Origin of the sequence: Streptomyces afghaniensis (assembly GCF_044327915.1) — a bacterium.
Lineage (GTDB): Bacteria > Actinomycetota > Actinomycetes > Streptomycetales > Streptomycetaceae > Streptomyces > Streptomyces afghaniensis.
On record NZ_JBIRGJ010000001.1, the window covers coordinates 1248087 to 1268361 of the forward strand.

Annotated in this window: 17 protein-coding genes and 2 pseudogenes; 8 read left to right on the top strand and 11 right to left on the bottom strand. The window is 71.9% G+C overall.

The features are described 5' to 3' along the window. Positions 1–76: 76 nt before the first annotated feature. The 4 genes and pseudogenes from ACH4G3_RS05195 to ACH4G3_RS05210 all read right to left on the bottom strand — a co-directional run. Positions 77–283 carry a hypothetical protein gene (locus tag ACH4G3_RS05195; RefSeq protein ID WP_397623155.1) on the bottom strand — a complete coding sequence of 69 codons (207 nt, stop codon included), beginning with the start codon at positions 281–283 and terminating at the stop codon, positions 77–79. Further along, positions 250–924, bottom strand: coding sequence for a DUF6338 family protein (locus tag ACH4G3_RS05200; protein WP_397623156.1), 675 nt, complete (start codon positions 922–924; stop codon positions 250–252). The genes ACH4G3_RS05195 and ACH4G3_RS05200 overlap by 34 nt, the downstream gene beginning before the upstream one ends. Positions 925–1022: 98 nt before the next feature. Next, the gene (locus tag ACH4G3_RS05205; RefSeq protein WP_397623157.1) at positions 1023–1913 is read right to left on the bottom strand and encodes an arginase family protein; all 891 of its coding nucleotides are present in this window, start codon (positions 1911–1913) and stop codon (positions 1023–1025) included. A 223-nt stretch (positions 1914–2136) separates the two neighbouring features. Then, positions 2137–2292: pseudogene (locus ACH4G3_RS05210) on the bottom strand (M1 family peptidase); the annotation flags it as partial. Positions 2293–2349: 57 nt separating this feature from the next. On the opposite strand from ACH4G3_RS05210, the gene ACH4G3_RS05215 reads away from it, so the two are divergent. From ACH4G3_RS05215 to ACH4G3_RS05225, 3 genes are all read left to right on the top strand, one after another. After that, positions 2350–4317, top strand: a complete 1968-nt coding sequence (locus ACH4G3_RS05215; protein WP_397623158.1) for a Xaa-Pro dipeptidyl-peptidase — start codon at positions 2350–2352, stop codon at positions 4315–4317. Continuing rightward, the gene (locus ACH4G3_RS05220; RefSeq protein WP_397623159.1) at positions 4314–5600 is read left to right on the top strand and encodes a M14 family metallopeptidase; all 1287 of its coding nucleotides are present in this window, start codon (positions 4314–4316) and stop codon (positions 5598–5600) included. The genes ACH4G3_RS05215 and ACH4G3_RS05220 overlap by 4 nt, the downstream gene beginning before the upstream one ends. Before the next feature lie 82 nt (positions 5601–5682). Further along, complete coding sequence (locus tag ACH4G3_RS05225; RefSeq protein WP_397623160.1) at positions 5683–7407, top strand: BCCT family transporter; 1725 nt, start codon at positions 5683–5685, stop codon at positions 7405–7407. An 85-nt stretch (positions 7408–7492) separates the two neighbouring features. Here the strand turns inward: ACH4G3_RS05225 and ACH4G3_RS05230 are convergent, their stop codons facing one another. Next, a complete protein-coding gene (locus ACH4G3_RS05230) occupies positions 7493–8440 on the bottom strand; it encodes an NAD(P)/FAD-dependent oxidoreductase (protein WP_397623161.1) in 948 nt (315 codons plus the stop codon). Between the two features lie 66 nt (positions 8441–8506). Here ACH4G3_RS05230 and ACH4G3_RS05235 point away from each other — a divergent pair, with 66 nt between their 5' ends. Both ACH4G3_RS05235 and ACH4G3_RS05240 read left to right on the top strand, forming a co-directional pair. Further along, positions 8507–9529: an oxidoreductase gene (locus tag ACH4G3_RS05235; protein WP_397623162.1), complete on the top strand. Its 1023-nt coding sequence runs from the start codon at positions 8507–8509 to the stop codon at positions 9527–9529. Between the two features lie 25 nt (positions 9530–9554). After that, positions 9555–11195, top strand: a complete 1641-nt coding sequence (locus ACH4G3_RS05240; protein WP_397623163.1) for an ABC-F family ATP-binding cassette domain-containing protein — start codon at positions 9555–9557, stop codon at positions 11193–11195. Here ACH4G3_RS05240 and ACH4G3_RS05245 read toward each other — a convergent pair. The 4 genes and pseudogenes from ACH4G3_RS05245 to ACH4G3_RS42370 all read right to left on the bottom strand — a co-directional run. Further along, entirely contained in the window at positions 11192–11749 is a 558-nt protein-coding gene (locus ACH4G3_RS05245) for a putative glycolipid-binding domain-containing protein (RefSeq protein WP_397623164.1), read from the bottom strand. The two genes, ACH4G3_RS05240 and ACH4G3_RS05245, sit on opposite strands and share 4 nt — an antisense overlap. 130 nt (positions 11750–11879) lie before the next feature. Beyond that, a complete protein-coding gene (locus ACH4G3_RS05250; RefSeq protein WP_397623165.1) occupies positions 11880–14264 on the bottom strand; it encodes a Tex family protein in 2385 nt (794 codons plus the stop codon). A 100-nt stretch (positions 14265–14364) separates the two neighbouring features. Then, complete coding sequence (locus ACH4G3_RS05255; RefSeq protein ID WP_010042827.1) at positions 14365–14496, bottom strand: LPFR motif small protein; 132 nt, start codon at positions 14494–14496, stop codon at positions 14365–14367. A 129-nt stretch (positions 14497–14625) separates the two neighbouring features. Continuing rightward, positions 14626–14813 (bottom strand): annotated as a pseudogene (locus ACH4G3_RS42370) (hypothetical protein); the annotation flags it as partial. A 95-nt stretch (positions 14814–14908) separates the two neighbouring features. On the opposite strand from ACH4G3_RS42370, the gene ACH4G3_RS05265 reads away from it, so the two are divergent. Then, a complete protein-coding gene (locus tag ACH4G3_RS05265) occupies positions 14909–15559 on the top strand; it encodes a TetR/AcrR family transcriptional regulator (protein WP_397623167.1) in 651 nt (216 codons plus the stop codon). Between the two features lie 202 nt (positions 15560–15761). On the opposite strand, the gene ACH4G3_RS05270 is transcribed toward ACH4G3_RS05265, so the two are convergent. Continuing rightward, entirely contained in the window at positions 15762–16370 is a 609-nt protein-coding gene (locus ACH4G3_RS05270; RefSeq protein ID WP_397623386.1) for a TetR/AcrR family transcriptional regulator, read from the bottom strand. 300 nt (positions 16371–16670) lie between these two features. On the opposite strand from ACH4G3_RS05270, the gene ACH4G3_RS05275 reads away from it, so the two are divergent. Both ACH4G3_RS05275 and ACH4G3_RS05280 read left to right on the top strand, forming a co-directional pair. Next, entirely contained in the window at positions 16671–18302 is a 1632-nt protein-coding gene (locus tag ACH4G3_RS05275; RefSeq protein WP_397623168.1) for an MFS transporter, read from the top strand. A gap of 677 nt (positions 18303–18979) precedes the next feature. After that, positions 18980–19153: a hypothetical protein gene (locus tag ACH4G3_RS05280; RefSeq protein WP_397623169.1), complete on the top strand. Its 174-nt coding sequence runs from the start codon at positions 18980–18982 to the stop codon at positions 19151–19153. Positions 19154–19571: 418 nt separating this feature from the next. Here ACH4G3_RS05280 and ACH4G3_RS05285 read toward each other — a convergent pair whose 3' ends face one another. Then, positions 19572–20195: a TetR/AcrR family transcriptional regulator gene (locus ACH4G3_RS05285; RefSeq protein WP_397623170.1), complete on the bottom strand. Its 624-nt coding sequence runs from the start codon at positions 20193–20195 to the stop codon at positions 19572–19574. Positions 20196–20275: the final 80 nt, after the last annotated feature.

The window sequence follows — 20275 nt, forward strand, 5'->3', positions numbered from 1 at the left end:
GCGGGGAGGGGGGAGGGGCGTGCGGAGGCGCCTGGGCCGCTCGGCTGCTCGCCGGGAGGACACCGACGCGTCCTGCTCACGCGTCGGCCGAGGTCTCCGGGGGCGTCCCGTCCGGTACGTCGGAGGCGGCGGGCCGTTCCGATGCACCGGCCGGTTCCGTCGGCGCCTGCTGCGGCTCGGCCACCCGGTCGCGCGGAGCGTAACCCCTGACCCCGTCCGGATCCGCGAGCAGCGCCAGCTCCAGCGGGGTCAGTGCGGGACGCTGCGGTGGGGTGTCGGACATGCTGTCTCCGGTGTCGCTTCCTGTCGGGGTGGGTGGAGGAGCTCCAGTACGTCGGCGTCGCCCGCCCGGACGTACAGGCCGTCGCTCGGGCCGATGCGGTGGCTGAAGCTGCCGTCAGGGTTCATCCGCCAGGCGGATTCGAGGAAGAGCTCGGCGGGCTGCGGATAGGACGTCGCGTAGGAGTCACTTCCGTACCACCCACCGACCCACGTCCCGTCCTTCAGCCGCAGCCGCACGAAACAGGAGCCGCGGGAGCGGAACATGTGGTCCCAGGCGGTGGGCGTGCTCTGGTACTTCGCCCGCAGCCGACGGCGCTGCCACTGCGAGACGCAGCCCGCCGCCACGGCCGGGACGGCGACGAACAACCCCAGTGCCAGGAGCCCGGTCAGGCGCGGCCGCTCCGTCAGGGCGTCCCACCCCGAGCCACGGAAGAGAGCCACCAGCTGGGGCCCGGCCAACAGCAAGTACAGGGAGTCCAGTACGACGGACGCGGCGAGCGCGCGCAGCACCCGCTCGCCCAGGTCGCGCTCGCCCGGTACCGGGCCGCGGAAGCGCTCCCGCAGGAACTGGTAGATGCTCCCGGGCAGAACGACCAGGACGAGCAACGCCAGTTGGACCACCGTCGAGGGAGCCTGCCCCATCCGTCACCTCCCCGTGCGACCCATCTGGCGGACATCATAGGGTCGGGCGACATCAGCCGAGGATGCATACGCGGCTCCCCGCGAGGTATGTCCGGATGTCAGGCGATGTCCCTGTCGAACGCCCGCACCAGACAGTCGCCGAGGCGCCGAGCGATCGCCCCGTCGGGATCCAGACGGGGGTTGAAGATCGCGACGGTGAGGCCGACGGCACCGCCCCCGGACAGGGCCGTGCGCAGGACGGTCTCCAGCTCTTGCCAGGTCAGCCCGTCCGGGAGCCGGTAGTCGACGGCGGGCATCACGGCATCGTCCAGTACGTCGACGTCGAGGTGGATCCAGTACCCGGCGCCCGCGCCGTCGCCGGTCAGCAGCCCGACGGCACGCCGGGCCGCCTCGCCCGCCCCCAGGGCCCGCACGGTGTCCAGCTCCAGCGCGTGCAACGCCGACGGCAGCGGCTGCATTCCGTACGCTGCCGACTCCTCCGCGTCCCGGAACCCCAGCGCGACGACGTCCTCGTCCCGCACCAGCGGGCCCAGGCCCTCCAGGTCGGCCAGCACGCGCGGGCCGCGCCCGGTGGCGAGGGCGAGTTCCATGGAGGCCACCTCACCGGCCGGTTCCGCCGACGGCTGGTAGAAGTCGGTGTGCCCGTCGAGGAACAGCAGACCGTGCCGGCCACGGCGGCGCAGCGCGAGCAGATTGCCGAGCAGCACGCTGCAGTCGCCGCCGAGCACGACGGGGAACCGGCCGTCGTCGAGGACACCGCCGACGGTGTCGGCCAGCTCCGTGGAGTACGTGGCGATACCGCCGGGGTTCAGGACGCCGGTGTCCGGGTCCCGCTCCGGGTCGTAAGAGGGTGGTTCGACGCGGCCCGCACGCACCGCGCCCAGCCCTTCAGCCAGACCGGCGTCGAGCAGCGCGTCCGGCAGTTCCTCGACGCCGGTCGGGCGCAGCCCGAGTACGGACGGTGCCTCGATGATCACCGGCTTCAGCACGTCCGGCTCCTTCGTCAGCCAGCCATCGCGCCGGCCGGCCCTACACGCCGACGCACCTGGGCCCACCGTAGACCGCCCCGCGGGAAGCGGCACGTCAGTGCGTGTGCCCCGCGCTTCCGTGCTCCGCGCGCTCGTGCACCCCGTTCGTCGCCGCGATCTTCTTCCACGACCTCGGCTGCGGCACAGCCAAACAGGGCGGCCAGGGGCTTGCCCGACACCTCCTCGGCGTACCGCTGGAAGTCGGCGACCGACGCGTTGCCGTGTCGAACTTCCCGACCGCGAGCCTGGCGAGGTACGTGGCCTGCGGCTTGTCGGAGCGGCAGTTCCAGCGGGTCCAGCCGAGGCGTGAACTCGTCGACTGGAAGCCCGTCCCGGACACGCCGGTCCGTCAGCTGCCCTCTTCTGAACAGGAGTTCACCGATGTAGCGTCCGGCGCATGCCGAAACGCACGCGCTTCACGACCTGGAGACCGCTCGCGACGGCGGCCACGGCCGCCCTGATGGCCACACTGCTCACCCCGGCAGCGGCGGACGCCGCCCGGCAGCCCGCCCCCCGCGAGAGCCGCCCCGTCCACTCGTACGAGAACGCCATCCGCGAGGCCGTCTGGGTGGACACCGGACTCGACGGCGACCGCGACGGCAAGGCCGACCGAGTGGCCGTGGACATCGTCCGCCCCCGCGAACCCGCCCGACAGGGCCGCAAGGTGCCCGTCATCATGGACGCCAGCCCGTACTACTCCTGCTGCGGGCGCGGCAACGAGAGCCAGAAGAAGACGTACGACGCGAACGGCGACGTCAAGCAGATGCCGCTGTATTACGACAACTACTTCGTGCCCCGCGGCTACGCCTTCGTCGGCGTCGACCTGGCCGGAACCAATCGCTCCGACGGTTGTGTCGACGTCGGCGGCCGCTCCGACATCCAGTCCGCGAAGGCCGTCGTCGACTGGCTCAACGGCCGCGCCAGGGCCTACACGACCCGCACCGGCACCACCCGCGCCAAAGCGTCCTGGACCAACGGCAGGACCGGCATGATCGGCAAGAGCTGGGACGGCACCATCGCCAACGGCGTCGCCGCGACCGGCGTCGAGGGCCTGAAGACCATCGTCCCGATCAGCGCCATCTCCTCCTGGTACGACTACTACTTCCAGCAGGGCGCCCCGCTCTACGACTCCGGCCCCGAATGGCTGTCCGACTACGTCAACAGCCCCGACGCCCGCGCCAAGTGCGCCGCCGTGCAGCAGAAACTCGTCGACGGGGCACCGCGCACCGGCGACTGGACCCCGCTGTGGACCGAGCGCGACTACGTCAGGGCCGCGCGGAAGGTCAGGGCCAGCGTCTTCCTCGTGCACGGCATGCAGGACCTCAACGTGCGGATGAAGCACGTCGGGCAGTGGTGGGACGCCCTCGCGAAGAACGGCGTCGAGCGCAAGATCTGGCTCTCCCAGACCGGCCATGTCGACCCCTTCGACTTCCGGCGCGGCGCCTGGGTCGAGACGCTGCACCGCTGGTTCGACCACGAACTCATGGGCTACGACAACGGCATCGACCGCGAGCCCATGGCCGACATCGAACGCGCACCGGACCAGTGGACCACCTCGAAGACCTGGCCGCCGAGCGGCACCCGCGCCGCCACCCTGCGTCCCGACCGAGGAACCCAGGCGGGCGTCGGCACCCTCGGCCTGCGCCGCGGCCACGGCACCGAGACCTTCACGGACGACCCGAGTCTGAGCGAGACCGACTGGGCCGCACACATCGACAAGTCGACACCGGAGAAGGCCGGTTTCGTCACCCGGCCGCTCACCCGCGACCTGCGCCTGTCCGGCTCCTCCGAGGTCACCGTCACCGCGACGCCCTCCACCCCGACGGCCCACCTCTCCGCCGTCCTCGTGGACATCGGCCCCGCCACCATCCGTGACTACGCCGACACGGGCGAGGGCATCACCACCCTCACCGACCGCACCTGCTGGGGCGCGAGCACCGCGGCCGACAGCTCCTGCTTCAAGGAGACGAAGGCGAAGACCGCCGACGTCGACTACACGATCGTCAGCCGCGGCTGGGCCGACCTCGGCAACCACGCCTCCGACCTCACGGGTGTACCGCTCACCCCGGGCAAGCGGTACACGATCACCCTCGACCTGGCGGCGACCGACCACGTCGTCCCCGAGGGCCACCGCCTGGCGCTCATCGTCGCGGGCACCGACAAGGACCTCATCGACCCTCCCGCGGACACGCCCCGGCTCGCTGTCGACCTGTCCCGCACCTCGGCGCGCGTCCCGTTCGTCGGCGGAGCCACCGCCTTCGCCCGCGCCACCACGGGAGCCGCGTCCGCCACGCCCGACGCCACCCTGCTGGACGGCGTACGGGATCCGCGCACCGCTCACCGCGTCCCGGAGGGAAGTCAGTGATCCGCCACACGACCCGGGTCGGCGCCCTGACCCTGACGGCCGCGGCCGTCGCCGCAACCCTCGTCGCCGCCCCGGCCCAGGCCGCCGGCGACTCCCCGCCCCGCACGGGCTTCGAGCAGACCAACGGTGCCCGCTGGACCACCCAGCCCGAGGAACAGGACTTCCTCGAAGCCGTCGACCGGTCGAGCGGCCGCGTCTCCATGGCCCGCTTCGGCACGACGAAGCAGGGCCGCCCGCTCCAGCTCGTACGGATCGGCACCCGCCCGACCCCCAACAGGGTGCTGCTCGTGTGCAGCCAGCACGGCGACGAACCCTCCGGCCGCGAGGCCTGTCTGACCACCGTCCGCGATCTCGCCTACGCGCGCGACAGCCGCACCCGGCGCTTCCTGGACCGCACCACGGTCCTCGTCGTGCCCACCGCCAACCCCGACGGCCGGGCCGCCGACACGCGGGGCAACAGCGACGGCGTCGACATCAACCGCGACCACCTCGCGCTCCGGACCGCCGAAGGCCGGGCGCTGGCCGCGCTCATCCGCGACCAGCGCCCGGACCTCGTCTACGACCTGCACGAGTACGGCGCCACACCCCCGTACTACGACAAGGACCTCTTCGATCTGTGGCCGCGCAACCTCAACACCCACGAGGCGGTCCACGACGAGGCGAAGACCCTGTCCGAGAAGTACGTCCGCCCCGCGGCGCAGCGGGCCGGCCACTCGACCGGCACCTACGGCATCTGGACCGACCCCGAGACCGGCGAGCCGGTCAAGCAGGTCGCGGGGGACGGCCAGGAGCGCATTTTGCGCAATATGTCCGGCATAAAGCACGGCATCGGACTGCTCATCGAGAGCCGAGTGGATCCGCTCACCGAGGCCGAGAAGGCGGACGAGGCACTGAACAACCGCCGCCGAGTCACCTCGCAACTGGACGCGCTCACGGGCCTGTTCGGGTATGCCGACCAGCGTCGCGGTGCGGTCGAGGCGGCGACGGGCAGGGCCCGGCTCGCGGGCTACGCCACCGCGGGCCCCGTCTACGTCGGCGGCGCCGACAACGATGCGCCCGAACCGGCCGAGGTGATCCAGAACCCGCCCTGCGGCTACCGGCTCACGGCCGCGCAGTACACCGAGGTGGGAGACGAACTCGCACTGCACGGCGTGCGCGTGAGCCGGGACGCGGAGGGTGTGCTCGTGCCCCTGCGTCAGCCGCTGCGGGCGCTCGTGCCGCTGCTGCTCGATGAGCGCGGAACGTACCACCTGACGGCGGCGAATCCGGAAACGCGATGTTGAGGGGGGTGAAATTGCGCCACACGTGGTAGGGGCGGTACGGAGGACTTACGTTCCTCCTACGTCCCGATGAAAGGTGCCGCCTGTGACGCACGACCGACCAAGTGAGAGCGATCACCAAGAAGGGGCCGCGCTTCCGGGTTCGGAAGCGGGCCTCCCTGGTCAGGAACGTCCTAGAACCGACCGAATTGTCTTCGGGGTCACGGCCGTGCTCACCCTCGCCTTCGTGGTCTGGGGAGCGGCGGCGACCGACTCGCTCGAAGACGTCTCCACGAGCATGCTCAGCGGGCTGATGCACAACGGCGGCTGGGCGTTCATGCTCGCGGCCTCCGCCTTCGTCGTGTTCGCCCTGTGGCTCGCGGCCAGCCGCTACGGCCGTATCCACCTCGGGGCGGAGGGCGAGGAGCCCGAGTTCCGCACGGTGTCCTGGGTCGCGATGATGTTCAGCGCCGGCATGGGCATCGGCCTGATGTTCTACGGCGTGAGCGAGCCGCTGTCGCACTACGGCACGCCCCCGCCGGGCAGCAACCCGGCCGACTCCGGCGATCGCATGGAGACGGCCATGGCCACCACCCTGTTCCACTGGACGCTCCACCCGTGGGCGATCTACGCCGTGGTGGGCCTCGCCATCGCCTACAGCACCTTCCGCAGGCGCCGCCGCCAGACCATCAGCGCCGTGTTCACGCCGTTGATCGGCAAGAAGCACGCCAACGGTGCGATCGGCCGGGTCATCGACATCCTCGCGATCGTCGCGACCGTCTTCGGCTCCGCCGCCTCCCTGGGGCTCGGCGCGCTTCAGATCGGCTCCGGTGTGCAGGAGCTGAACTGGATGGACAAGGTGAGTACCGGGCTGCTCGTCACGATCATCGCGGTGCTGACCCTGGCCTTCGTCGCGTCCGCGGTCTCGGGCGTGGAGCGCGGGATCCAGTGGCTGTCCAACACGAACATGGTGCTGGCGCTGGTGCTCGCCGTGTTCGTGTTCGTGGCGGGTCCGACCATCATCGTCCTCGACCTGCTGCCCACGTCCGTGTTCGCCTACCTCGGTGACCTGCCCCAGCTGGCCGGCCGTACGGAGGCCAGCGGCGGGAAGGGTGTCGCGGACTGGCTGGGCAGCTGGACCGTCTTCTACTGGGCGTGGTGGATCTCCTGGACGCCGTTCGTGGGCATGTTCATCGCCCGCATCAGCCGGGGCCGCACGATCCGGCAGTTCGTCGGCGGTGTCATCCTCGTGCCCAGCACGGTCAGCCTGATCTGGTTCGCGGTCTTCGGCGGCTCGGCGATGAAGATGCAGGAGCAGGGCAGGCTCGGCAAGGAGGCGACCCCGGAGGGGCAGCTCTTCGACGTGCTCCAGCAGTTCCCCATCGCGACCGCCACGAGCCTGCTCGTGATGATCCTCGTCGGCATCTTCTTCGTGTCGGGCGCCGACGCGGCGTCGATCGTCATGGGCACGCTGTCGCAGAAGGGCGCGCTCGAACCGGGCCGTCTGGTCGTGGTGTTCTGGGGTGTCGTCACCGGCGCGGTGGCCGCGATCATGCTCCTGGTCGGCAGCGGCCAGGGCGACGCGCTGACGGGCCTGCAGAACCTCACGATCCTCGCGGCGGCCCCGTTCGTCGTCGTGATGACCTTCATGTGCGTGGCCCTCATGCGCGACCTGCGCCGCGACCCGGTGATGGTGCGCGAACAGATGGGCTCCGAGGCGGTGGAACAGGCCGTCATCGAAGGCCACAAGAAGTACGACGGCGAGTTCGAGTTCCGCGTCGGCCCGGGCCGCGGTCCGGACGTCGAGGGAGACCCCATCGGCAAACACTGACCCGACAGCCCCAGCCGGTTGATCTCGACGCCCCCGGCCGCATCGGCCGGGGGCGTCGCAGTCGAGCAGCTCCGGCCCGGCGGTTCTAGCCGACCAGCCGGGCCGCCTCCTCGGCGCACCCCCAGGCCACCGTCACCCCCGCACCGCCGTGGCCGTAGTTGTGGATCAGGAGTCGGCCGTCCGGCAGGGTGTCGCGCTCCAGGCGGACGGCGGGGCGGGTGGGGCGCAGTCCTACCCGGTGCTCCAGCACGCGCGCCCCGGCGATCTCCGGCCGCAGCGCCGCGCAGCGGCGCATGATCGCCTCGGCCGTCGCGGGGTCGGGTTCCAGCGACCACACGTCCTCCTCCGCCGTACCGCCGAGGACGAGCCCGCCCGGCTGCGGGAACATGTACGCGTACTCGCCGGCCGCGTCGGTGGAGACCAGCCAGGTGTCGATCCCCGGATTCTCCACGACGACCAACTGCCCGCGCACGGGCCGCACGGACGGATCCGGCACCAGCTCCCGGGCGGCGAGCCCCGTGCAGTTGATCACGACCGGCGCGTCGGCCTCCGCGAACCCGGACACCGTACGAGCCTCGACCACACCGCCCGCCGCCTCGAACCGCTCACGCAGCCACGCCAGATGAGCCGGCATGTCGATGAGCGGCAACCGGATGCGGACGCCGTACCCCGCGTATTCCCCGCCCGTGGTCGCTCGCCGCTCCGGCACGCGCTCCGCCAGCCACTCGTCGACCTCGTCGAGACGCGTCTCGCCCAGAACTCCTTCGACCAGGCGTACGCCGCTCGCCCCGGACCGCGCGGCCAGCTCCTCGTACACCTCGAACGACCGCAGCGCCCACACCCGCGCCAGCGCCACCGGCTCGATCCGGTACGGCCACCACAGCGCCCCCGCGACCGCTGATGTGGTCGCCTCCGCGGGGTCCCGCGTCCACACCCGGACCGGCCGCCCCCGCTCGGCGAGAACCACCCCGGTCGTCAGCCCGACGACCCCGCCACCGACCACCACGATCTCGTCACCGCGCTCACCAGCCATGCCCGGACCGTAGCGGAATGTGCCATGCCGTGCTCACATCACGCGCGGTGTGGGAATACTCACCGTATGTGTGCCGAGTACACGACCTTCGGCCTGGCACCCGCGATGCGGGCCGGCGGAGTCCGCACAGACGGTGGTTACCAGGTCCACCGGGACTTCGTGGACTTCATCGTCGACGGACGCCCGCTGCTGTTCCGGCTCTCCGACCTCGACGCGGTCTCCCCGCTCGCCTCCGACGTACCCCCCGCGATCTTCACCGCGCAGGTCCGCAGCCTGCTCCTGGAGAGCCCGGCACCGCTGCCCGGCGGCCGCTACGTCGTCTACGGCTGCCCCGAGTGCGAGGACCTGGCGTGCGGCGCCGTCACCGCCGTCATCCAGCGGGACGGTGAGGACTTCATCTGGCGGGACTTCGCCTGGCAGACCGACGAACACGCCGACCTGGAGCTCAACGGCTACCACGGCATCGGCCCGTTCCGCTTCCGCGGCGCCGAGTACCGCGCGGCGCTCGGCGCCCTGCTGAACGGCTCCGCCCCCGACACCCGTCGCCGCGTCCTGCTGATCGGCGCCCGCGTCGCCGTCCTGGCCAAGCTCGCCGCGGCGTTGCGGACGATCGGCGTCGGCGCCGACATCGCCCACGACGCCGACCACGTGCCGGCCGACGAGCTGCGCGGCTACGGCGCCGTCGCCTTCGGCCACGGAACCGGCGAGCGGGAACGTGCCGCCGTCCGCCGCGCCTTCGAACGCGCCGAGGTCCCCGTCGCCTGCGTCGACGGCCTCGCCCCGATCGTCCCCCTCCTCGTCGCCCAGATCGAACACGCCCTGGACCGCAGCCCGCTGGAGCAGCGCCGCCTCACCGGCCTGACCGCCACCGACGGCGAGGCCGGCATCGAGGTCACCTCCCCCTGCCGGGTCACCCTCACCGCGTACCGCCTCGACCGGCTCTCCCGCACCCACACCCACGAGATCTTCGACGGCGTCCTCCAGCCCGGTCGCCACCGCATCGCTCTCGACGCCAAGGCGGTCAAGGGACAGTCCTTCATCGTGGCGCGCACGTCCGGAGGCGTCCTGGTCACGGCCGTCACCCACTGAGAGGCCCATTAGGATCGGCACTCTGATGACTGCCACCCTCGTCGCCAAGAACCTCGCCGCCGGCCACGGCGACCGCTCCCTGTTCACCGGACTCGACCTCGTCGTCGCGCCCGGCGACGTCATCGGCCTGGTCGGAGCCAACGGCGCCGGCAAGTCCACCCTGCTCAGGATGCTCGCCGGACTCACCACCCCCGAGCAGGGCGAGCTGCGCCTGTCCCCGCCGACTGCCACCGTCGGCCACCTGCCGCAGGAGCCGGACCGCCGCCCCGGCGAGACCGTGCGGGCGTTCCTGGCCCGCCGCACCGGCGTCGCCGAGGCCCAGCGGCTCATGGACGAGGCGACCCAGGCCCTGGTCGACGGGGCGCCCGGCGCCGACGACGCCTACGCCACGAGCCTGGAGCGCTGGCTCGGACTCGGCGGCGCCGACCTCGACGAACGCGCCGAGGAGGTCGCCGACTCCCTGGGCCTCGCGGTCGGCCTGGACCAGCTGATGACGTCGCTGTCCGGCGGCCAGGCGGCCCGCGCCGGGCTCGCCTCCCTGCTCCTGTCCCGCTACGACGTCTTCCTCCTCGACGAACCCACCAACGACCTCGACCTGGACGGCCTGGAGCGCCTCGAACGCTTCGTGAGCGGTCTGCGCGCCGGGACGGTGGTCGTCAGCCACGACCGCGAGTTCCTCACCCGCACCGTCACCAAGGTCCTCGAACTCGACCTCGCCCAGCGGCAGATCAACCTCTACGGCGGTGGCTACGAGGCCTACCTGGAGGAGCGGGAGGTCGCCCGCAGGCACGCCCGCGACGAGTTCGAGGAGTACGCCGACAAGAAGGCGGCCCTCCAGGACCGCGCACAGATGCAGCGCTCCTGGATGGACAAGGGCGTGAAGAACGCGCGCCGCAAGGCGGGCAACGACAACGACAAGATCGGCCGCAAGTTCCGCAGCGAGGCCAGCGAGAAGCAGGCCGCGAAGGCGCGGCAGACCCAGCGCATGATCGAGCGGCTGGACGTCGTCGAGGAGCCCCGCAAGGAGTGGGAACTGCGTATGGAGATCGCGTCGGCCCCGCGCTCGGGCGCCGTCGTCGCGACCCTGCGGGACGCCGAGGTGCGCCGCGGCGGCTTCGTCCTCGGCCCGGTGTCCCTCCAGATCGACTGGGCGGACCGGGTGGCGGTGACGGGCGCGAACGGCGCGGGCAAGTCCACCCTGCTCGCCGCCCTGCTGGGCCGTGTCCCGCTCGACGCCGGGCACGCCGCTCTCGGCTCGGGCGTCCTGCTCGGCGAGGTCGACCAGGCCCGGAAGCTGTTCCACGGCCAGGAGCCCTTGATGGACGCCTTCCGCGCGGCCGTTCCGGACACCGAACCGGCCGAGGTCCGCACCCTCCTGGCCAAGTTCGGCCTCAAGTCGCACCACGTCCTGCGCCCCGCGGCGACTCTCTCCCCGGGTGAGCGCACCAGAGCCGCCCTGGCACTGCTCCAGGGCCGCGGCGTCAACCTCTTGGTCCTCGACGAGCCGACCAACCACCTCGACCTGCCCGCCATCGAGCAGTTGGAGTCCGCGCTCGACTCCTACGAGGGCACCCTCCTGCTGGTCACCCACGACCGCCGGATGCTCGACGCCGTACATGTCACCCGCCGCCTGGAGGTGGCGGACGGCAAGGTGACCGAGCGCTAACGAACCGTCAGGCGGGTGGCCAGCGAGGGATACTCCACGACGTACCCGTCCTCGTCGAACTCCAGGTCGCTGCGGAAGTCGCCGGAGGCGTACCGGACCCGCCCGGGACCGAGGTGCGTGTACGTCTGCCGGGACGGCCGCACCGTCAGGTCCGGCACCGACACCCAGGCCATCAGGAACTCCATCTCGCCCGGCGCCTGATGGAGCCCGTGCCGGAGCACCGGCAGGGTGTTGGTGAGCGGGCACAGCCCGAGATCGCAGTCGAGGGCGCCGTCGGCATCCGGGAGCCGCTCGCCGTCGACGGTCCATGCGCCTCCGCCGTCGTGCCGCAGATCGAGCGTGCGGCTGCCGTCGGCGGACTCGGCCGTCACCCGCAGCCGACGGGTGACGAACCCGTCGGCCGTGTCGAGGTCGTACGTGATCCAGTACGGCTCCGGCTCGGTCCCGACGGCCCGCCCGCGCGCCCGCAGCGCGCCATCACTCACCTGGACCCAGGCGGTCTCGAACCCCCGGCTCGCGGACACGGACCAGGTGATAGCGCGTACAGCGGACATACCACTCACTCTATGTCCGACAGGCAGCAAAGCGTCACCATCAGGGGCGCGGGGCTGCGTTCGATATGCGGCTACCGCCCCCTGGGCGCGACCAGCCACAGCGGACCGGCAGCTCCCCACAGCCGAACCGTCAGCGCTTGCCGTTCTTGGGATCGACCAGCCCCGCCCGGCGCAACGCGTCGGCCATCGCGCCGTTGGCAGGCGGAGGCGCCTGACGCGAACCGCCACCGCCACCACGGCGCCCGCCGGTGCCGCCCTGCCGCTGCTGCGGCGGACGCCCACCCCGCTGCCTGCGCTCGCCGGAGCCGTCCTGCCCCTTCGGGGCCGCCTCGTCGTCCAGGCGCAGCGTCAGCGAGATCCGCTTGCGCGGGATGTCGACGTCGAGGACCTTCACCTTGACGATGTCCCCGGGCTTCACCACGTCCCGCGGATCCTTGACGAACGTCTTCGACATCGCGGAGACGTGCACCAGACCGTCCTGGTGGACCCCGATGTCCACGAACGCGCCGAACGCGGCCACGTTCGTCACGACGCCCTCCAGGACCATCCCGGCCGCCAGGTCGGAGATCTTCTCCACGCCCTCCTTGAAGGCGGCCGTCTTGAAGGCCGGACGCGGGTCGCGGCCCGGCTTCTCCAGCTCCTTGAGGATGTCGGTGACCGTCGGCAGACCGAACGTCTCGTCGACGAAGTCCTGCGGCTTCAGCGAGCGCAGCACCGCGGTGTTGCCGATGAGCCCCGCGACCTCCTGCCCGGCGTTCTGCACCATGCGCCGGACGACCGGGTACGCCTCCGGGTGCACGCTGGACGCGTCCAGCGGGTCGTCGCCGCCGCGGATCCGCAGGAAGCCCGCGCACTGCTCGTACGCCTTCGGGCCCAGCCGCGCCACCTTCTTCAGCTGGCCACGGGACTTGAACGGCCCGTTGGCGTCCCGGTGCGCCACGATGTTCTCGGCGAGCCCGGAGGTGATGCCGGAGACCCGGGCGAGCAGCGGGGCCGACGCCGTGTTGACGTCCACGCCCACGCCGTTCACACAGTCCTCCACCACCGCTTCCAGCGAACGCGACAGCTTCACCTCGGACAGGTCGTGCTGGTACTGGCCGACACCGATCGACTTCGGGTCGATCTTCACCAGCTCGGCCAGCGGGTCCTGGAGCCGCCGGGCGATCGACACGGCACCGCGCAGCGACACGTCCATGTCGGGCAGCTCCTGCGAAGCGAAGGCGGACGCCGAGTACACGGACGCGCCGGCCTCGGACACCATCACCTTCGTGAGCTTCAGCTCCGGGTGCTTGGTGATCAGCTCCCCGGCGAGCTTGTCGGTCTCGCGGGACGCCGTGCCGTTGCCGATGGCGATCAGCTCGACCGCGTGCTCCTTCGCGAGCCGGGCCAGCTTGGCGATGGCCTCGTCCCACCGGTTGGCCGGGACGTGCGGGTGGATGACGTCCGTGGCGACGACCTTGCCCGTGGCGTCGACGACGGCGACCTTCACACCCGTACGGAAACCGGGGTCGAGGCCGAGCGTCGCACGCGTGCCCGCCGGGGCGGCGAGCAGCAGGTCGCGCAGGTTGGCCGCGAAGACCCGCACGGCCTCGTCCTCGGCGGCCGTGCGCAGCCGCAGCCGCAGGTCGATGCCGAGGTGGACGAGGATGCGGGTGCGCCAGGCCCAGCGGACCGTGTCCAGCAGCCACTTGTCGCCGGGGCGGCCCCGGTCGGCGATCCCGAACCGGTGCGCGACCATCCCCTCGTAGGACGACGGTCCGTCCGTCGCCTCCTCGGGCTCCAGGACGAGGTCGAGGACCTCCTCCTTCTCACCGCGCAGCATCGCCAGGATGCGGTGCGAGGGCAGCTCGGTGAACGGCTCGGCGAAGTCGAAGTAGTCGGCGAACTTCGCGCCCGCCTCCTCCTTGCCGTCCCGCACCTTGGCGGCCAGCCGCCCCCGCACCCACATGCGCTCACGCAGCTCGCCGATCAGGTCGGCGTCCTCCGAGAACCGCTCGGTGAGGATCGCCCGGGCGCCGTCGAGGGCGGCCTGCGGATCGGCCACGCCCTTGTCGGCGTCGACGAACGCGGCGGCCGCGGCGAGGGGCGCGACGGACGGATCGCCGAGCAGCCCCTCCGCCAGCGGCTCGAGACCGGCCTCGCGCGCGATCTGCGCCTTGGTGCGCCGCTTGGGCTTGTACGGGAGGTAGATGTCCTCCAGGCGCGCCTTGGTCTCCGCGCCCCGGATCCGCGCCTGAAGTTCCTCGGTGAGCTTGCCCTGCTCGCGCACCGACTCCAGGATCGCCGTCCGCCGCTCCTCCAGCTCCCGCAGATAGCGCAGCCGCTCCTCGACGGTGCGCAGCTGCGCATCGTCGAGCATCTCGGTCGCTTCCTTGCGGTAGCGGGCGATGAAGGGCACCGTAGAACCGCTGTCGAGCAGCTCCACGGCAGCCCTGACCTGCCGCTCCCGTACGCCGAGCTCCTCGGCGATCCTGCCTTCGATGGACCCTACTTCGAGGGACCCGGGTGTCGTCACGTCCCGTACCGCCTTCTCCACTGAGGTTGCGCGGCAATTGTGGCAGGTGACACCGACACTCGGGGTCAGGGCGGCACCCGGCAGGTCGGGACGGTTCTTGTCAGACCCTGCGGCTGCGGGTGGAGGAGGAAGCGCCGCCGAAGAGCCGGGCCAGGGCCCGGAAGGGCAGCGTCACGACGGTGGCGATGGCGCCGCCTATCTGGCGCAGCACGTCTGCAATGGCACGGAACACGTAATTCCCCTTTCTCCTCTCCCGGCCGCAGTGGCCGGGAGAGACCGGGTACCTCGCCAAAGCCTCACCATGCGTCACGGCCCCATACACGTGGCCACGCACCTGCCCGCGACGGTGGACAGCGCCCGGTCAGCGCTGGCCGATCGGATCCGCCCGGATACGCCCGGCCGTGAGCGCCGCCTGCGCGAACGCCGCCCCCGGTTCGCTCAGCCGGGCCACCCCGTCCGGTCCTCCTGGCTCCAGCCCCGGGTGCTGAAGACCCACTTCGGCGTCATGCCCCGGCCCGTCGCCATGTGGGGCACCAGGGTCTCCAGCCCGTAGGCAGCGGCCGCTGGGGCGTGCTACGGGGCTTCGGCTCGGCGTGACAAAATAGGGGGCCGTTCGTCCGTCCTTTGATGCTGCGAGGTCCTCCGTGAGCAAGCCCGTGGGCCGCGAGCCGCTGCGCCGTAATGCGCGGTCCAACCGGGCGCGCATCCTGGCCACGGCCCGTGAGGAGCTGGGGCGGAACCCCGATGTCACGCTGGAGGAGCTGGCGCGGGCCGCCGGGGTTGTCCGGCGCACGCTCTTCGGGCACTTCCCGGGGCGGGCGGCGCTGCTGGAGGCGCTTGCCGAGGAAGCCGCCGAGACGTTTCGGAACGTGATGGAGGCCGGGCCGGAGCCGGGGGAATCGGCCGAGCGGGCGTTGGCGTGGTTCGTACTTCGGCTGTGGCGCGTGGGCGACCGCTACCGCATGCTGGTGGCGCTCACCCGGCGGGACCTCGGCGCCGATCGCTTCGCCGAGGTGCTCGCGCCGGCCCGGGAGGCCGCCATCGGGATCCTGGAGCGCGGGCAGCGGGACGGCGTCTTCCACTCCCATCTGCCGCCGGCCGTGCAGAGCGCAGGCCTGATGGCGTTGATCGTGGCTCTGGTGGAGTCCGTCAACACCGGCGCGCTGGAGGACGACGGGCACCGGATCGCCACGGCCACCCTCATCGCGGCCGGCGTGCCGGAGGATCGGGCGAGCGCGGTGGTCGAGGAGGTTGCGTCGGCGATGCCTACGGCTCCTCCGGCCGACGGCACCTGATTTCTCTCCGGCCGACCCGTTCGACGAGGTGTCCCGGACGTCGTCGCGGTGACCTCGATGCCGAGGGTGGTCAGGACGCGGGCGCGGATCCGGTCGGAACCGTAGCCCCGGGTCAGGAAGACGGTCGTCTCCGCCGAGCGGGCCCGGGCCTCGCTGTCCTCGTCCCACTTCGTCAACCCGCCCATCCGCAGGGCGAGTTCGGTCACCGGCAGCGGGCGGTCGGAGCCGTCGGCGCGTTCGTGGGCGACCCGGACTTCCGTACCTGATCGACCTTCGCGGCGGCGGTGTCCGGGGCGACTCCGGCGGCGATGAGGGTGGCGGTGGCGGCGCCGGTGCCGTCGTCGGACCACAGGCCGCAGTCGGCGCAGTCGAGCAGGGCCAGCAGTTGGGCCTCGATGGCTCGGCCGAGCGGGTCGGGCGGGACGGTGGTCTGGAAGACGCCCTGTCGGCGGCCGCGAGCGAAGACCCTCGCGGCCATGTCGCGGGCGGGGGTCAGCAGTTCGTCGACGCGTGCGCGTGCGAGGTCATGGCCGCGGGCCAGCCGGATGAGGGCGCGGTAGCGGTCGCCGACGGGCCACACCATGAGGACGAATCGCGCCAGGTCCGCGACGGCGTCGGGGGTCGGGGCCGGGGCACCCGCGACGGCGCGCCGGATCGCCTCCGCGGCCTCGGCGGCCAGGCCCTCGACGAGCGCGGCCCGGCAGGCGAAGTGGACGTACACGGTGCGCCGGGCCACACCGGCGGCACCGGCGATGTCCTCCAGGCTGCTGTCGGGGTCGCGGGTCAGTTCCCGCCGAGCCGCGTCGAGGATCCGGGCACGGGTGGCCCGCGCGTCCCGACGCTGCGCCGAAGCCGAGGTCGAAGTCGGCGAGGGGGACGAAGTCGAAGTCGGAGCAGGAGGGGGCGGCGTCTCGTGGGGCCGGGCCGGAGACCGTCTCGGCCTCGTCGTCGGTGTTCGTGCTGGTCGGCTGGTCACGTCGGTACCTCGAGGGCGGGTGGAAGAAGGGAGCGATCGCGATAGTTGCACATCAAGGGGCAAGAAACTAGTCTGCACATCGATGGGCAATTAAGTGCTCCCGCCCGTCCGCCCCGTCCCTCTCAGGAGCTACTGATGCCCTTCCTTGCAAACACCCCCGTGGAGAAGATGACCGGGCCGTACGCGCGGCGCTGGTGGGCGCTGCTCGTGCTGTGTCTGAGCCTGCTGATCACGGTGATGGCGAACACGTCGCTGATCGTCGCCGCCCCCGACATGACCACCGACCTGGGCCTGAGCAGCAGTGATCTGCAGTGGGTCGTCGACAGCTACACCGTTCCGTACGCGGCGCTGATGCTGGTGCTGGGCGCGATCGGCGACAAGTACAGCCGGCGCGGCGCGCTGGTGCTGGGTCTGCTGATCTTCGCCGGCGGTTCGGTGATGGGGAGCATGGTCGATGAGACCTCGCTGGTCATCGTGGCCCGCGCGATCATGGGTGTCGGTGCCGCGGTCGTGATGCCGGCCACGCTGTCCCTGGTGGTCGCGACCTTCCCCCGGAGCGAGCGGACCAAGGCCATCACCGCCTGGGCCGCGACCTCCGGGCTGGCGGTAGCCGTCGGCCCGCTGGTCTCCGGCTGGCTGCTCGAGGACCACGCCTGGGGCTCGACCTTCCTGATCAACGTACCGATCGCCCTCCTCGGCGTGTTCGGCGCGCTCGCCCTGGTACCGCCGTCCAAGGCGGAGGGCATGGGCCGGATCGACTACGTCGGTGGTCTGCTGTCGATCGTCACCGTCGGCTCCCTGATCTACGCCGCCATCGAGGGCCCGCACTCCGGCTGGGGCGTCGGCCCCGTCACCGCCGCCGTGGTCGCCGGTGTCGGTCTGGTCGCCTTCGTCGCCTGGGAGCTGCGGCACCCGCACCCGATGCTGGACGTCCGCAAGTTCGCGCTGCGGCCCTTCAGCGGCTCGATGCTCGCGGTGCTGTTCTTCTTCTTCGGTATGTTCGCCGTGATCTACTACGCGACGCAGTTCCTGCAGTTCGTCCTCGGCTACGGCGCCCTGGACACGGGTGTACGGCTGCTGCCGCTGGCCGGTGCGGTGTTCCTCGGGTCCGCGCTGACCGGGATGCTCACCCCGAAGCTGGGGGTGAAGCCGATGGTCGTGACCGGCCTGGCCATCGGCACGGCGGGCATGTTCCTGCTCACCCAGATCGACAAGGGGTCGACGTACGGGGACTTCGTGGCGCCGATGATGATGCTGGGCCTCGCGCTCGGACTGGCCATCTCCCCGGCGACCGACACGATCATGGGCTCCTTCCCCGAGTCCGAGCTGGGCGTCGGCGGCGGTGTCAACGACACCGCGCTGGAGCTGGGCGGGGCGCTGGGCATCGCGGTGCTGGGCTCGCTGCTGGGCACGGCCTACCGGGACGAGCTGACCGACCTGGTGGGCAACCGGCTCCCGGCGGAGGCGATGGAGACCGCCAAGGACTCGGTCGGCGCCGGCCTGGCCGTCGCGGAGCGGGTCGCGCAGGATCCCTCCGCCGGGCCCCAGCAGGCCCAGGCCGCCGTGGACGCCGTCCACCAGGCCTTCGCCCACGGAGTCGCCCAGACCAGCCTCATCGGCGGGATCATCATGGCCGCCGGAACACTGATCGTCCTCGCGGTCCTGCCGGGCCGGCGCGGGTTCGCGAGGAAGAGCGCCGAGCCGGGGGCCGGGACGGCGGCGAGCGAGGCGGCGACCGTGCGGGAGCACGCCGGGTCCACCCGCTAGATCGCCGGCGGGGCGTCCACTGGATCGCCGGGGACGCGTCCGCCGGATCGCCCGCCGGGTGCGTCGTTCAGGAGCCCGGCGGCGCGAGACGTGCAGGGCGCGGGCGTGGTCCTCGGTCCACGGCCAGCGGGTCTCCTGCCGGAACACCTCACCGTCCTCGGCCTCCGGGCCGCCCCGGGGCTCTTCTCCGGGGCGGCCCGGAGGCCGAGGGCCGTGAGGTGACAGCGGCGGTCGCCGCAGACGCCGCCCTGCGACGACAGGCGACCGCCGTTCTCCTCCGCTACGCCGCACCCACTGCTACGCCGCACTCCGCTATGCCGCACCCGCCGCTGCTCGCACCCACGCGACGGAGCCACGCACGTCACCCCGTCCCCCTCAAGGCGCAGGCGTGAGCCCCAGGTTCTCGGCCGACTGGCGGAGGGCCTCGACCACGGCCGCGGTTCGGGGTTGTGGGCCGGACGGGGAAGCTGGTCATGAGGCCCGCTCGGACCAGGGACAGTGCGGTGGGGAGCTCCCGAGCGGTGTGGGCGCGGCTCGGGGTGTAGGCGTACTGCTCGGAGATGCGCGCGAGGGCACGGCCGCACGCCGTGCCGGGCGGGGCGATCACCCAGGGGGCGGTCGGCGAGGTCCCTGACCGAGTGGGGCGACGGTGACCAGTCGGCCGGGGTGACCACACGGTGCTCGTCGTTGGCGACCGGCGCGGACGCCAGGTCGCGCAACTGCTCGCGCGGATCGGGATCGTCGACGTCGCACTCGACGACCAGGCGGAGGCCCGCCGTGAACTGCCCAGGCCGCAGGCGCGCCTTCGTCAGGGTTGGGAATCCGGGCGGCGGGGTGTCGCATGGCGGTGATCGGGATGGCGCCGGGCTCGCTGTCGGGTGCCCGGACCATGCGCCAGGTGTCCCGTCCGGCCGGGTCTCCACCGGGGTCGTCGGCCAGCTCGATGGCCGCGGTGATCCGCTCGTGGTGAGGAAGCCGCGGGCCGTGGCACGGGCCTCGGCGATCTCCGCGCTGCCCTCCAACGCCGCACCGGCCCTGATCAGACGGTCGGCAAGCGGACCCTGGCCCTCATTTTGGGCAGCAGCATCCATGGAACCGCCTCACGTCCGAAGCGCCGAGCAGTGCCCACCCCGCATACCCCCGGAACACCACAGCACGCGCCAACACACGAGGTCACGGCGGCGCGTAAACCTGCGGGCCGTGCCTCCGCGGCGTCGAAGTGGGCCGACCGCATCAGATGCCTGTGCAACGAAGCCGGCCGTGCCCTTCTCAGGGGTGGCGCGGGCGAGGCAGCAAGGCGAACGCGCTCTCCGCGATCGAGGTCAGGCGGTCGGGGCTGTGGCCGTACGCGCCTACGACATCGGTCCCGCGGATGATGGTCAGCAGAAGGTATGCAAGGTCGTCGGGATCCGCGTCGGGGTCGATGTCGCCGTTGCGCTGCGCCGCTCGCACACACTCGGCCACCGCCGTCGCGAGCACGGAGAAGCAGTCGTTGGCCAGGCGTTTCACCTCGGGGTCGGAGGCGCCGATCTCCAGGGCCATCTTGGCGGCGAAGCAGGCCGCCGCCGCCCGGTCAGGGGCGGGGGGTACGTCGGCGGCGAGTGGGACCCCGTGGACGGCGCGGAGCAAGTACGCGTGCAGTCGTTCCAGGGCGCCCTCGTCCGGTCCGGCGAGGGCCTTCGGCGCACCCTGCCCCAGCCGGGCGAAGTACCCGGCCATCGCCTGCAGCAGCACGCCGTGCTTGCCGTCGAACGCGGCGTAGAGGCTGCCGCGGCCCAGGCCGGTGGCGGCGCTGATGTCGTCGACGCTCGTGCCGTTGTAGCCCGAGGTGCGGAACTGCCGCTCGGCGGCATGGAGGACGTGGTCGGGGTCGAAGCTTCGTGGTCTCGCCATACACAGAAGGTAAAGCCGACCCGCCCTTATTGACAAGTCAGTACAGAACCGCCTAGGTTTCCGACTGTTCAGTACACAAC